Raw genomic sequence first — 12,538 nt, forward strand, 5'->3', positions numbered from 1 at the left:
GGCTAGTCAAGGTCGAGGGCGTACACGATGAGCGTCAAGTTCGGTGGCACCATCCAGTCGCGGTCGGGGTGGCGGCGGAAGCCGAAACGCTCGTAGATGCGGTGGGCGCCGGTCATGTTCTGCTGGCTGGAGAGGACGACGCGGGGTAGGCCGAGGGAGCGGGCGCGGTCGATCACCATGCGGACCAGGGCCTCGCCGAGACCGCGGCGGCGGGCGTCCGGGTCCACCGCGAGCATGCGGAACTCCAGCTCGCCGTCCCGGGCGATGTCGGCGAACTCGCCGCCGGGGAGGGCGATCGTGATCGTGCCCACGATCCGGTCCTCGGCGTCCACGGCCACCAGCAGTTCGGCGGCGCGGGAGCGGGAGCGGGCATCGGCGAGGATGGCGGTGTACTTCTCGCTGATGGGGCCGTCGGCCAGGTAGGCGCGCACGGTCAGCTCGCCGACGGCGTCCAGCTCGTCCGGGCGGGCCGGGCGGATGGTGAGGTCGGTCACTCCTCGGCCTCACCCACGGCAGCGACCTCGCGGGCGGCGTCGGGGCCGGAATCGAGCAGTATCCGGAAACCGTCCTCGTCGAGCACCGGGACCTTCAACTGGACGGCCTTGTCGTGCTTGGAGCCGGGTGAGTCGCCGACGACGACGAAGGCGGTGGACTTGGAGACCGAGCCGGAGGCCTTGCCGCCGCGGGACATGATGGCTTCTTTGGCTTCGTCGCGGGAAAACCCCGCGAGGCTGCCGGTGACGACGATGGAGAGGCCTTCAAGGTTGCGGGGAATGGACTCGTCGCGCTCGTCGACCATGCGGACGCCGGCGGCACGCCATTTCTCGACGACGGCGCGGTGCCAGTCGACCTCGAACCATTCCTGGATGGACTCGGCGATGCGCGGCCCTACGCCGTCGGTGTCGGCCAGGGCCTGCTCGTCGGCGGCCGCGACGGCCTCGAGGGAGCCGAACTCGCGGGCCAGGGCCTGGGCCGCGGTGGGGCCGACGTGCCGGATGGAGAGGCCGACCAGGATCTTCCACAGTGGACGGTCTTTGGCCGACTCGAGGTTGGCCAGGAGCTTGCGGCCGTTGGCGGAGAGGTCGCCGGCCTTGGTGCGGAACAGGTCCGTTCGCAGCAGCTTCTCCTCGTCGAGGGAGAACAGGTCGCCCTCGTCGGCGATCACGCCGGCGGAGAGCAGCGCGTCGGCGCCCTCGAAGCCGAGCACCTCGATGTCGAACGCGCCGCGCGAGGCCAGGTGGAACAGCCGCTCGCGCAGCTGCGCCGGGCAGGATCCGTTGAAGCAGCGGAGATCTGCGTCGCCTTCCTTTTCGTAGCCGAGCTCGGTGCCGCACGAGGGGCAGTGTGTCGGCATGACGAACTCGCGCTCCTCGCCGGTGCGGGCGTCCACGACCGGGCCGAGCACCTCGGGGATCACGTCACCGGCCTTGCGCAGCACCACCCGGTCGCCGATCAGCACACCCTTGCGCTTGACCTCGCCGGCGTTGTGCAGGGTGGCCCGGGTGACCGTGGAGCCGGCCACCTGCACCGCCTCCATCACCGCGAACGGGGTGATCCGGCCGGTGCGGCCGACGTTGACCCGGATGTCGAGCAGCTTCGTGATCACCTCCTCCGGCGGGTACTTGTAGGCGATGGCCCAGCGCGGCGCCCGGGACGTGGTGCCCAGCCGACGCTGCACGGCGACGTCGTCGATCTTGATCACGATGCCGTCGATCTCGTGGTCGAGGTCGTGCCGGTGCTCGCCCCAGTACCGGATGTGCTCGACCACCTGGTCCCGGCTGCCGAACACCTTGGTGTGCGGGGAAACCGGCAGGCCCCAGGCGGCCAGCGCGCGGTAGGCGCCGGACTGGCGCTTCGGGTCGAATCCCTCCCGCTTGCCGAGGCCGTGGCAGATCAGCCGGAGCTTGCGGCTGGCGGTGACCTTGGGATCCTTCTGCCGCAACGAGCCCGCCGCGGTGTTGCGCGGGTTGGCGAACGGCACCTTACCGGCCTCCACCAGCTTGGCGTTGAGCTCGAGAAAGTCCTGAACCAGGAAGAACACCTCGCCGCGCACCTCGACCACGGCCGGCACCGGGAACTCCCCGGTGACGTTGAGCTGCTCCGGGATGCCCCGCAGGGCGCGGACGTTGAGCGTGACGTCCTCGCCGGTCCGGCCGTCCCCGCGGGTCAGCGCCCGGGCGAGGCGCCCGTTCTGGTAGAGCAGGTTGATCGCCAGTCCGTCGATCTTGAGCTCGCAGATGTACTCGGTACCTTCGCCGATCGCCTTGTCCACCCGGTCGAACCAGGCGGACAGCTCCTCCTCGTCGAACGTGTTGTCCAGGCTGAGCATCCGCTCGAGATGGTCGAACGTGGCGAAGTCGGTGGAGAACGTGCCGCCCACCTGCTGGCTCGGCGAGTCCGGCGTGACCAGACCCGGATGGTCCTGCTCCAGCTTCAGCAGCTCGTTCCAGAGCGCGTCGAAGTCGCCGTCGGAGACGGTCGGCGAGTCGAGCACGTAGTAGCGGAACCGGTGGCCGGTGATCTCCTCGGCCAGTTCGGCGTGCCGCTCGCGGACGTCGGCGGGAACGTCCTCGGCGCCCTCCGCGCCGGCCGCGTCGTCCGGTGGCAGATCATCATCAACACTGTTGACGTGCTCCTCGCCAGCGCCAGTGGGGATTCCCAATCGGCTAGGCCGGGGTTCGGATGCTTCCTGTTTCATCGCTCCCAGCCTCCCCAGCGAGAGGTCTTACAGGAGCTCCACAGGCGTATATTCTCTCCGCCCGCCCGGCGGCGAGAATGTTGATCGCTGCGTTGTGATCCCGATCGTGTCGGAAACCACATTTGCAGGTCCAGTCGCGGACCTTGAGTGGCAGTTCGGCTCGCACGGCACCACACGCACTGCATTTTTTCGACGACGGAAACCACCGGCTTACCTTGTGCACTGTGCGCCCATACCGTTCCGCCTTCTCCGTCACGAGACGGATGAACTGACCCCAGCCGGCGTCCGAAATAGCATAGGCCAAATGCCTGTTGCGCACCATGCCCACCACATTCAGATCCTCGACGTAGATCGCTTGGTTCTCGCGAACGAGCCTGAGAGCCCGCTTGTGATGGTAGTCCCGCCGAGCCCGCGCCACCCGCCCGTGCTGGGCTGCCACCTTTAACCGAGATTTTGCTCGATTCTACCCGCCCTTGGCTCGACGAGCCTTCTCTCGCTCCAAACGCGCGAGCTTGCGCCGCTTGCCGGCAAGGTGATTCGGGTTGGCAACCTCCCAGCACGTGCCCGCTGTGGTGGCGACCGTCGCCAACCTGGTGATTCCGAGATCGACCCCGGCCTCCTGAACGACCGGAACCAGCTGTTTCCGCCCAACTTCGACCACGAATGAGGCGTAGCAATGTCCATCGGGTTCCTGAATGATCGTTACTGACGATGGCGGAGAAGGCAGTTCCCGCGACCAACGCACCATCACCTCGCCTATCTTCGCCAGGTACAGCTGACCGTTCGGCCGGATTGCAAATCCGTTGCGAGTTAGTCGAAAGGACTGCCAGTTGCCTTTGCGGGACTTGAAGCGTGGCGGGCCCATCTTCCGACCCGAACGTTGGCCACTGATCGAGTCGATGAAGTTGCGGTGAGCTCGATGCGCATCCCGCACCGATTGCACCAACGCCACCGACGCGACCTCGCCAAGCCAGGCCCGATCCTCGCGGCTCTTGGCTTCGGTGATCACCCGACGCTGCACCTCGGTGGGAGAGACGTTCTCCTCGACCCGCCGGGCCTCCCGCTGGATTCGGACCGCGTCGTTGAACACCACGCGGCAACAGCCGAACGTACGCGCCAGCATCGCTCGCTGAGTCACAGTCGGCTCGATCCGGTAGCGGTACCCGGCCTTCACGCAGACGACCGTATGTGACTGCACCGACAGAGCCGGCCAATGCCACGCCCGACCCACAACGATCGGCTGTCTCCCTCGTTCGGGACGAGGCTCGCATCGCTGAGTTCCTGGTCACGGTTGCAGAGTAGCCAGTTTCCGGACAAGATCGCGGAACTCCAGCAACCCGAGAGTGCCGTCCGGCGCGGCGACCGCGGTCTCCACCCGGCGGAGCCGTTCGGCGGCCAGCCGCTCACCCAGCGTGGCGTCCAGCGGCAGGAACGTCAGCGCCGACCGGCCCGCCTCGTCCAGCTCGGCCAGCACCGGATGGTGCACCGCGACGTCGACGACCCCGTGCTCCTCGTCCACCTGGGCCACCACCCGGACGTCGGCCAGCGCGATCCGGTGCGCGCCCAGGTTCACCGTCACCAGCGTCGGATCCGGCACCGGCGGCACCGAGTCGTGGTACTCCCAGAGGGCGTCCTCCGGCGGTGCCGCGGCCTTCCAGGCGTCGGTGTACGGGCGCAGCGCCGGGTCCTCCTGCCCGCTGACCACCAGCGCGTAGATCGCCCGCTGCCCGCGGTCAACACTGAAGTGCAGCCGCGGATGCAGCCCCGCGACCAGGTCGCAGAGCTGGTTCTCCACCCGGTTCGGCTCCCGGTCCCCCAGCGCGGCGGCCACCTCGGGCAGCATCTCCTGCCAGCCGCACCAGAACCGCTCGGCCAGGGTGAAGGGGCCGGGGTCTGGCTCGGGTTGCGGGGTCTGCCTGCGCCACCACCTCATGTGCCCATTCTGCACCCGACGGGTCTGTCCACCAGAAATGCAAGAGCAATCTTGGTGAAATGCTCAATCAATTCAATCGGCAGCGCGCCGTAATCGAACGGATACACCTCGTTAGATTTGATGTACGTATGGTCAAGATTCACGCCAATCCATTCTTCGTGGGCTAGCCTCGATCCGCCACTGTCCACTATGGATAAGGCAACGAAAGAGGTGTCTTGCAAATGAGAAGAACTGTGGCTTCAGTAACGGCTTTCGTCACATTTCTTGGAGTATCTCTGGCGGTGAGCGCCGGCACGGCCACGGCGGATCCGGTCCTGGACCTGCGCTGTGAGGTGTCCGGCGACGTGGAGTTCAACCCCGGCGTGAACATCTTTCCTCGCAAGTTCGACATCACCGGCTCCGCGATCGTCACCAACTGTGTGGACCTAACCATGGCCAACCCACACGTGTTGAGCGGAACGCTAACGCTCGCCGGCACCGGCAACGCCGCCTGTGCACCTACCACCCTCGGTGGGAGCGCGGACGTGACCGTGAACATTACATGGCTGCTCTCCGACGGGAGTACCGACACCAGCACGGTGGCCCTACACGTCCAGGCGACGGCAATTCCACCAACCGTCGTGGTGCAGGGGGTAGTGACCGCCGATCGCTTCGCCGGGGACACCGCTCTCGCATCACTGCTTGCCGGCCAAGCCAACCTGCTCGACTGCTTGACTGATGAGGGTGTCACCCAGGCGTCCGGCACCGTGACCGCACTCCTCTACAGCATTCCGTAGCCGGCAGTGCGATGAAGGCCGCCTTCCTCACGCCCAGCGCGAGAAAGGCCGCCTTTGTCGCACTTGAGCACGTCGCGGTTGAACCGCGGAATCGTGTCCAGCGGGATCTCCTTGGGGCAGGCGGCGGCGCACTCGCCGGTGAGGCTGCAGCCGCCGAAGCCCAGGGCGTCCTGGGTGGCGAGCATGGTGAGCGCGCGGGTGGGGCGTTCGGGCTGGCCCTGCGGGAGCACGCCGAGGTGGGTGACCTTGGCGGCGGTGAACAGGGACGCCGAGCCGTTGGGGCAGGCCGCGACGCAGGCGCCGCAGCCGATGCAGGCGGCGGCGGTGAACGCGGTGTCGGCGTCGGGCTTGGGGACCGGGACGGCGTTGGCGTCCGGGGCGCTGCCGGTGGGGGCGCTGACGTAGCCGCCGGCCTCGATGATCCGGTCCAGTGCGGACCGGTCCACGACCAGGTCCCTGAGCACCGGGAACGGGCGGGCGCGCCAGGGTTCGACGGTGATCGCCTGGCCGTCCCGGAAGTGGCGCATGTGCAGCTGGCAGGTGGTGGTGGCGCGCTCCGGGCCGTGCGCCACGCCGTTGATCATCAGGCCGCACATGCCGCAGATGCCCTCGCGGCAGTCGTGGTCGAAGGCGATGGGATCGTCCCCCTCGACGGCGATCCTTTCGTTCAACAAGTCCAGCATCTCCAGGAAGGACATGTCGCTCGTCACCTCGTCGACCAGGTACTCGACGAGGCGCCCCGGGTCCTCCGGGCCGTCCTGGCGCCAGATCCGCAGCGTGAACCTCATGCGTAGCTCCGCGTGCTCGGGATGACGGAGGTGAAGGCAAGCGCCTCGCGGTGCAGCACCGGATCGTCACCGGTGTGCTCCCAGGCGGCCACGTAGCCGAAGTTCTCGTCGTCGCGCAGCGCCTCGCCGGCCCGGGTCTGGAACTCGGCGCGGAAGTGCGCGCCGCAGGACTCCGCGCGGTGCAGGGCGTCCAGGCACATCAGCTCGGCCAACTCCAGGAAGTCGGCGACCCGGCCGGCCCGCTCCAGCGACTGGTTGAGCCCCGCACCGGCGCCGGGCACCCGCACGTCGCGCCAGAACTCCGCGCGGATCTCGGGGATCCGGTCCAGCGCCTTGCGCAGGCCGGCCTCGGTGCGCTCCATCCCGCAGTGATCCCACAGCAGCCGGCCCAGCTCGCGGTGGAACGAGTCGACGCTCCGGTCGCCGTGCACCGACAGCAGCCGGTGCACCCGGTCCCGCACCGCCCGCTCGGTCGCGGCCACGCTCTCGGGGTTGACCGTCCCAAAGGGAGCTTCGGCCAGATAGTCGCCGATCGTGGCGGGCAGCACGAAGTAGCCGTCCGCCAGGCCCTGCATGAGCGCGCTCGCGCCGAGCCGGTTCGCGCCGTGGTCGGAGAAGTTGGCCTCCCCGATCACGAACAGGCCGGGAATCGACGATTGCAGGTCGTAGTCCACCCACAGCCCGCCCATCGTGTAGTGCACCGCGGGGTAGATCCGCATCGGGGAGGTGTACGGATCCTCGCCGGTGATCCGCTGGTACATCTGGAAAAGGTTGCCGTAGCGCTCGTCGAAGCCGGCGCGGCCGAACCGGCCGAGCGCCTCGGCGAAGTCCAGGTACACCCCGAGCCCGCCGGGGCCGACCCCGCGCCCCGCGTCGCAGATCTGCTTCGCCGCCCGGGAGGCGATGTCCCGCGGCACCAGGTTGCCGAAGCTCGGGTACCGCCGCTCCAGGAAGTAGTCCCGCTCCTCCTCGGGAATCCGTTGCGGTGGCCGCGAATCGCCGGGCTCGGCCGGCACCCAGACCCGGCCGTCGTTGCGCAGTGACTCGCTCATCAGCGTCAGCTTGGACTGGTGCTGGCCGCTGACCGGGATGCAGGTGGGATGGATCTGGGTGTAGCACGGGTTGGCGAACAGCGCGCCGCGCCGGTGCGCCCGCCAGATCGCGGTCGCGTTGCTGCCCTTGGCGTTCGTGGACAGGTGGTAGACGTTGCCGTAGCCGCCGGTGGCCAGCACCACCGCGTCGGCCAGGTGTGGCCTGATCTCCCCGGTGACCAGGTCCCGCACGATCACCCCGCGGGCCCGGCCGTCCGACACGACCAGGTCCAACATCTCGGTGCGCGGGTGCATGTCCACCGTCCCGGCCTGGATCTGCCGGGCCAGCGCCTGGTACGCGCCGAGCAGCAGCTGCTGCCCGGTCTGGCCGCGGGCGTAGAACGTGCGGGACACCTGCGCGCCGCCGAAACTGCGGGTGTCCAGCAGCCCGCCGTACTCCCGGGCGAACGGCACGCCCTGTGCCACGCACTGGTCGATGATCGCCGCACTCAGCTCGGCCAGCCGGTACACATTGGACTCCCGGGACCGGAAGTCGCCGCCCTTCACCGTGTCCAGGAACAGCCGGGACACGCTGTCGCCGTCGTTGCGGTAGTTCTTGGCCGCGTTGATCCCGCCCTGCGCAGCGATGCTGTGCGCGCGCCGCGGGCTGTCCTGGAAGCAGAACGAGGTCACCCGGTAGCCCAACTCGGCCAGGCTCGCCGCGGCCGAGGCACCGGCGAGCCCCGTGCCCACGACGATCACGCTCAACCGGCGCCGGTTCGCCGGGTTCACCAGCCGCGCACCGAACCTCCTGCGCTCCCAGCGGGTCTCCAGTGGCCCGCCCGGAACCGCGGTGTCCACGACCGGTTCGCCCACGCCGAAGGAGATCATTATCGCAACACTCCAAAGAGGACAGCAAAGGGCACGGCGAGGTACCCGGCGGTGAGCACGATGGCGTAGCCGAGCGCGAACCCGGGCGCGACCCGGGCCACGCCCAGGCTGCGCAGCGCGCTCCACACCCCGTGCCGCACATGGAAACCGAGCGCCACCACGGCCACGGTGTAGGCCAGCACCACGTACCAGCGCTGGAAGTCCGCGGTGACGTTGCGGTAGATCTCGCCGGGCACGCCGTGCGGGTTGGCCACACCGGCGGTCAGGTCGAGCACGTGGTAAACCAGGAACAGGGCGATGATCACGCCGCCCCAGCGCATGGTCCGCGCCGCGTAGCCGCCCTGGACGCGCACCCGGTGGCGGTAGCCGACCGGGCGGGCCGCGTGCGCCCGCCGCGTGAGCTGGGCGGCCACGACGAGGTGCAGCACGACGCACACCACCAGCACTCCACGGGTGAGCCACAGCACGCCCTCGTGCCCGAACACCGGCTCCAGAATCTCCCGCAGCCACCGGCCGTACCCGTCAAGTGCTTGCGCACCGAGGAAAGCCTTGAGATTGCCGAGCATGTGCAGCGTCACGAAGAGCAGCAGGACCGCCCCGGTGACCGCCATGACGGCCTTCTGGCCGACCGTCGTCCGCGTCAGTACCACCACGACGGCAACGGTACGAGCGCCGCCGTCGAGTCGTCCAATATATCGTCCAGCTCATGACGATAGTCTGAGACTATGACGCTCCAGCAGCTCGTCTACTTCGTCGCCGTCGCCGAGACCCGGCACTTCACCCGGGCCGCGCAGCGGGTGCACGTCGCGCAACCCTCGCTGTCCAAGCAGATCCACACCCTGGAGAGCGAGCTCGGCGCGCCGCTGTTCGGCCGCGCACGGGGCAACGTCACGCTCACCCCGGCCGGTGAGGCGCTGCTGCCGGTCGCCAAGCGCATCCTGTCCGATGTGGACACCGCGCGGCTGGAGGTCGGCGAGCTGGTGGGCCTGCGCCAGGGCCGGGTCCGGCTGGGCGCCACACCGAGCCTGTGCGTGGCCGTGGTCGCCGAGGTGCTGCGCCGGTTCCACGACGCGTACCCCGGAATCCGCCTGCAGGTACAGGAAAGCGGATCACGCGACCTGACCAGGGCGCTCACCGGCGGCGAGCTCGACCTGGCCTTGGTCATCGTGCCGCCGCAGGGCGCGGACCCGGCCCTCACCGTCACGCCGATCCTGCGCGAGCGCCTCGTGGTCGCCTCGACCACCGAGGCACCGGCCCGGCTGAGCGCGCTGCGGCACACCCCGATGGTGATGTTCCGCGAAGGCTACGACCTGCGCGAGACCACCCTGCAGGCCTGCCGGCGGGCCGGTTTCGAGCCGCAGCTCGCCGTGGAGGGCGGCGAGATGGACGCCGTGCTCCAGTTCGTCGAGGCCGGCTTGGGCGTCGCCGTGGTGCCCAGCATGGTGCTCGCCGGCCGGCCGGCGCTGCGGGCGACGGCGATCACCCCCGTGCTGCATCGCACCGTCGCGCTCGCGCACCGCACCGACGTGCCGCCCACCAATGCGGCCCGGGCGCTGCGGTCGACCCTGCTCTCCTACCTGTCCACCGTGCGGCTGCCCGGCGGTGTGTCGGTGCTCCGGTAGAGAATGCGTGCCATGACCATCGAGCGAACCGAAGCACCGCAGGAAGCCGACGAGCGCACGACGCTCCTGGGCTTCCTTGACTTCCAGCGGGACACGCTGGCCTGGAAGTGTTCTGGTCTGGACCACGACCAGTTGCGCACCCGCGCCGTGCCGCCGTCCACCTTGTCCCTGCTCGGCCTGGTGCGCCACATGTCCGATGTGGAGCGCGGCTGGTTCCGCCGCACCCTCGCCGGCGAGGACGCCCCCGCGCGCTACTGGTCCACCGACGACCCGGACAGCGACTTCGACAACGTCGACACCGCCGACGTCGACGAGTCGTTCGCCCTCTGGCACGCCGAGTGCGACCGCGCCCGCGAGCTCGTCGCCGCCACGCCGTCCCTCGACGTCACCGGCACCCAGCGCGACGGCAACAAGGTCTCCCTCCGCTGGATCCTCGTCCACATGATCGAGGAGTACGCCCGCCACAACGGCCACGCCGACCTCCTCCGCGAACGCCTCGACGGCGCCACCGGCGAGTAAGGGGTCGCGCAGATCGGGGAAGATCGCCAGTTGGGAAGCAGCAGAGTCGCTGCGCGACCATCCTGCTTCATTTGGCGATCATGAACCCGCGCTTCCCTACCAGCTCTCCGGCGGCTCCACGAACGCCTTTCCAACGTCCCGCACCAGCGCCAGCGCCCGGCGGGTCCACGCGCTGGTGGCGCCGGCAAGCCCGCACGCCGGGGTGGCGAGCGCCCGCTCAGCCAGCAGCGAGCGGGGGAAGCCGAGCCGGTCGACCAGGCGCAGCGCCGGCCCGGCGGCGTCGGCCAGCGTCGGTGGCTTCGCTGGATCGGTCCCGGGGAGCAGGCCGAGCAGGAACACGGTGCCGGCGTCCCACGCTTCGCCGATCTCGTCGGCCAGGGCCGCCGGCGCTCCGTCGAGGAACGTGGCGTCGAGGGCGATCGCGCCGGCGCCGGCCGCGCGGAACAGCGCCACCGGTGGGCGGGGTGCGCAGCAGTGCACGATCACCGGCTGCCCGGTGGCCGCCTGCGCGGCACTGATCACCGTGCTGAGCGTCTCGCGGGCGTCGGCGCCCGGGACCGCCGGAACCATGCTGAGCCCGGACGGCGTGGGCAGCGCGCCGGCGAGCACCGTGGGCAGCGTCGGCTCGTCGAGCTGCACGACGACCGGGCGGCCGGTGCGCTTGGCCAGCTCGTCGACGTGCTGGGTGAGGCCTTCGGCGAGGGACTCGGTGAACTCACGCAGCGCGCCGCGGTCGGTGAGCACCCGGTGCCCGCGCGGCAACTCGATGCCCTCGGTCAGCGTCCACGGCCCGGCTAGCTGGACCTTCACCGCGGGCGGCGTGGCCGCGGCCCGGTCCAGTGCGTCCTGGAACGCGTCGAGGTCGCGCCGCATCAGGTCGACCGCGCGCCGGTGGTCCACGCCGGGTCTGGCGGTGACCCGGTAGCCGGAGGGAACCACCTCGACCGCGAGGTCCACCAGCAGCGCGGCAGTGCGCCCGATGACGTCGGCGCCCAGGCCGCGGCGGGGCAGCTCGGGCAGGTGCGGCAGGTCGGGCAGCTCGCCGATGATCACGTTCGCGGCCTCGGCCGGGTCGGTACCGGGCATCGACCCGATCCCGGTCGCGGCGCCGGCGGGCCAGGGGAGGTTCGACACGGGTTTAGTGTGGGCCATGACCATCTCCACGATCATGCTCACCCCGGCCGACGTGGCGTCCGCGGCCCGGCGGGTCGCCCCCTACGTGCGCCGCACGCCGGTGCTGCGTGCCGAGGTCGCGGGTCGTCCTCTGGTGCTCAAGCTCGAGCACCTGCAGCGCACCGGCTCGTTCAAGCTCCGCGGCGCGCTCAACGCCATCCTCGGCACGGACGGGCCCGAGCACGTGGTGACCGCGTCCGGTGGCAACCACGGCTACGCGGTCGCCACCGCCGCCAAGCTGCTTTCCCGCCCCGCCACCGTGTTCGTCCCCACCACGGTCCCCGACGGCAAGGCCCGCCGCATCGAGTCCACCGGCGCCCGCCTGGTCCGGCACGGCACGATCTACTCCGAGGCGGTCGCCGCCGCGCTCGCCGAGGCGGAGGCCATCGGCGGCATGTGCCTGCCCGCCTACAACGACCCGTTCGTGGTGGCCGGCCAGGGAACCTGCGCGGCCGAGGCGGTCGAGCAGATCCCCGAGATCGACACCCTGGTCGTGGGCGTCGGCGGCGGAGGCCTCGCCGCCGGCACGGTCCTGGCCGCCGCCGGCCGCCGCGTGATCACCGTCGAGCCCACCCACTGCTGCTGCCTGCACAACGCCCTCGCCGCCGGCGCGCCCATTGAGTCCACAGTGGACTCCGTGGCGGCCTCGGCCCTCGGCGCCACCACCGTCGGCGACATCCCCTTCACCGTGCTCCGCGACGCCGGCGTGCACTCCGTCCTCGTCGGCGACCCCGAAATCCTCGCCGCCCGCGACCGCCTCTGGGAAGACTTCCGCCTCGCCGTCGAACCCGCCGCGGCCGCGGGCTTCGCCGCCTTCCTCGCCGGCAAGGTCCCCGGCGACCTACCGTGCCTGGTGCTGAGCGGATCGAACACCGACTGGAGCCCGGCCTGATGAAGGACGGTGGTGGTGCGGTGAATGCGTCCTTCCTCACGCCCAGTGCGAGGAAAGACGCATTCACCGCACTCAGGCCTCGGGTCGTTCGGCGGCGGTGTGGGTGGCCAGGAGATCGCCGCCGAAGTCGGCGTCCCGGTCGCGCAGCACGTTGTGGATGTGGTTGACGTTGTTCTGGGTGTTGTCGTACTCGATGACGAAGCGGGTGCCGGTGA

12 protein-coding genes and 1 pseudogene are annotated in these 12,538 nt (G+C 69.9%); 4 read left to right on the forward strand and 9 right to left on the reverse strand.

Annotated features, from left to right (window positions below; genetic code table 11):
• Positions 1–2: 2 nt before the first annotated feature.
• From VGR06_RS15605 to VGR06_RS15620, 4 genes and pseudogenes are all read right to left on the reverse strand, one after another.
• Positions 3–494, reverse strand: coding sequence for a GNAT family N-acetyltransferase (locus VGR06_RS15605; RefSeq protein ID WP_327559792.1), 492 nt, complete (start codon positions 492–494; stop codon positions 3–5).
• Positions 491–2,608 (reverse strand): NAD-dependent DNA ligase LigA, encoded by a 2,118-nt coding sequence (gene ligA / locus VGR06_RS15610; RefSeq protein WP_327559804.1) that lies wholly within the window; start codon positions 2,606–2,608, stop codon positions 491–493. The genes VGR06_RS15605 and ligA overlap by 4 nt, the downstream gene beginning before the upstream one ends.
• A 58-nt stretch (positions 2,609–2,666) precedes the next feature.
• Positions 2,667–3,929: pseudogene (locus VGR06_RS15615) on the reverse strand (RNA-guided endonuclease InsQ/TnpB family protein).
• A 54-nt stretch (positions 3,930–3,983) separates the two neighbouring features.
• Positions 3,984–4,631, reverse strand: coding sequence for a hypothetical protein (locus VGR06_RS15620; RefSeq protein WP_327559793.1), 648 nt, complete (start codon positions 4,629–4,631; stop codon positions 3,984–3,986).
• 344 nt (positions 4,632–4,975) lie between these two features.
• On the opposite strand from VGR06_RS15620, the gene VGR06_RS15625 reads away from it, so the two are divergent.
• Positions 4,976–5,407, forward strand: coding sequence for a hypothetical protein (locus VGR06_RS15625; RefSeq protein ID WP_327559794.1), 432 nt, complete (start codon positions 4,976–4,978; stop codon positions 5,405–5,407).
• On the opposite strand, the gene VGR06_RS15630 is transcribed toward VGR06_RS15625, so the two are convergent.
• The 3 genes from VGR06_RS15630 to VGR06_RS15640 are packed head-to-tail and all read right to left on the reverse strand — an operon-like array spanning position 5,392 to position 8,770.
• Complete coding sequence (locus VGR06_RS15630; RefSeq protein WP_327559795.1) at positions 5,392–6,195, reverse strand: succinate dehydrogenase/fumarate reductase iron-sulfur subunit; 804 nt, start codon at positions 6,193–6,195, stop codon at positions 5,392–5,394. The two genes, VGR06_RS15625 and VGR06_RS15630, sit on opposite strands and share 16 nt — an antisense overlap.
• Complete coding sequence (locus tag VGR06_RS15635; RefSeq protein WP_327559796.1) at positions 6,192–8,117, reverse strand: fumarate reductase/succinate dehydrogenase flavoprotein subunit; 1,926 nt, start codon at positions 8,115–8,117, stop codon at positions 6,192–6,194. Before VGR06_RS15635 ends, VGR06_RS15630 begins: the two co-directional genes overlap by 4 nt.
• Positions 8,117–8,770 (reverse strand): succinate dehydrogenase cytochrome b subunit, encoded by a 654-nt coding sequence (locus VGR06_RS15640; protein WP_327559797.1) that lies wholly within the window; start codon positions 8,768–8,770, stop codon positions 8,117–8,119. The genes VGR06_RS15635 and VGR06_RS15640 overlap by 1 nt, the downstream gene beginning before the upstream one ends.
• 72 nt (positions 8,771–8,842) lie before the next feature.
• Here VGR06_RS15640 and VGR06_RS15645 point away from each other — a divergent pair, with 72 nt between their 5' ends.
• Positions 8,843–9,739 carry a LysR family transcriptional regulator gene (locus tag VGR06_RS15645; protein WP_327559798.1) on the forward strand — a complete coding sequence of 299 codons (897 nt, stop codon included), beginning with the start codon at positions 8,843–8,845 and terminating at the stop codon, positions 9,737–9,739.
• A gap of 12 nt (positions 9,740–9,751) precedes the next feature.
• The gene (locus tag VGR06_RS15650) at positions 9,752–10,258 is read left to right on the forward strand and encodes a DinB family protein (RefSeq protein ID WP_327559799.1); all 507 of its coding nucleotides are present in this window, start codon (positions 9,752–9,754) and stop codon (positions 10,256–10,258) included.
• 96 nt (positions 10,259–10,354) lie between these two features.
• On the opposite strand, the gene VGR06_RS15655 is transcribed toward VGR06_RS15650, so the two are convergent.
• On the reverse strand, positions 10,355–11,392 hold the full coding sequence (locus VGR06_RS15655; RefSeq protein ID WP_327559800.1) for a methionine synthase: 1,038 nt from the start codon (positions 11,390–11,392) through the stop codon (positions 10,355–10,357).
• 16 nt (positions 11,393–11,408) lie between these two features.
• Between VGR06_RS15655 and VGR06_RS15660 the strand changes: the two genes are divergently transcribed.
• On the forward strand, positions 11,409–12,323 hold the full coding sequence (locus VGR06_RS15660) for a serine/threonine dehydratase (protein ID WP_327559801.1): 915 nt from the start codon (positions 11,409–11,411) through the stop codon (positions 12,321–12,323).
• A gap of 72 nt (positions 12,324–12,395) precedes the next feature.
• Here the strand turns inward: VGR06_RS15660 and VGR06_RS15665 are convergent.
• Positions 12,396–12,538 (reverse strand): DUF3500 domain-containing protein (locus VGR06_RS15665; protein ID WP_327559805.1); only part of this gene is annotated, 143 nt, incomplete at its 5' end.

Source organism: Actinophytocola sp. (assembly GCF_036002505.1).
Taxonomy (GTDB): domain Bacteria; phylum Actinomycetota; class Actinomycetes; order Mycobacteriales; family Pseudonocardiaceae; genus DASYTH01.

Coding starts and splice junctions, on each gene's coding strand:
- VGR06_RS15620 (WP_327559793.1), bottom strand. CDS start 4,631: ATGAGGTGGTGGCGCAGGCAGACCCCGCAACCCGAGCCAGACCCCGGC.
- VGR06_RS15630 (WP_327559795.1), bottom strand. CDS start 6,195: ATGAGGTTCACGCTGCGGATCTGGCGCCAGGACGGCCCGGAGGACCCG.
- VGR06_RS15635 (WP_327559796.1), bottom strand. CDS start 8,117: ATGATCTCCTTCGGCGTGGGCGAACCGGTCGTGGACACCGCGGTTCCG.
- VGR06_RS15645 (WP_327559798.1), top strand. CDS start 8,843: ATGACGCTCCAGCAGCTCGTCTACTTCGTCGCCGTCGCCGAGACCCGG.
- VGR06_RS15650 (WP_327559799.1), top strand. CDS start 9,752: ATGACCATCGAGCGAACCGAAGCACCGCAGGAAGCCGACGAGCGCACG.
- VGR06_RS15660 (WP_327559801.1), top strand. CDS start 11,409: ATGACCATCTCCACGATCATGCTCACCCCGGCCGACGTGGCGTCCGCG.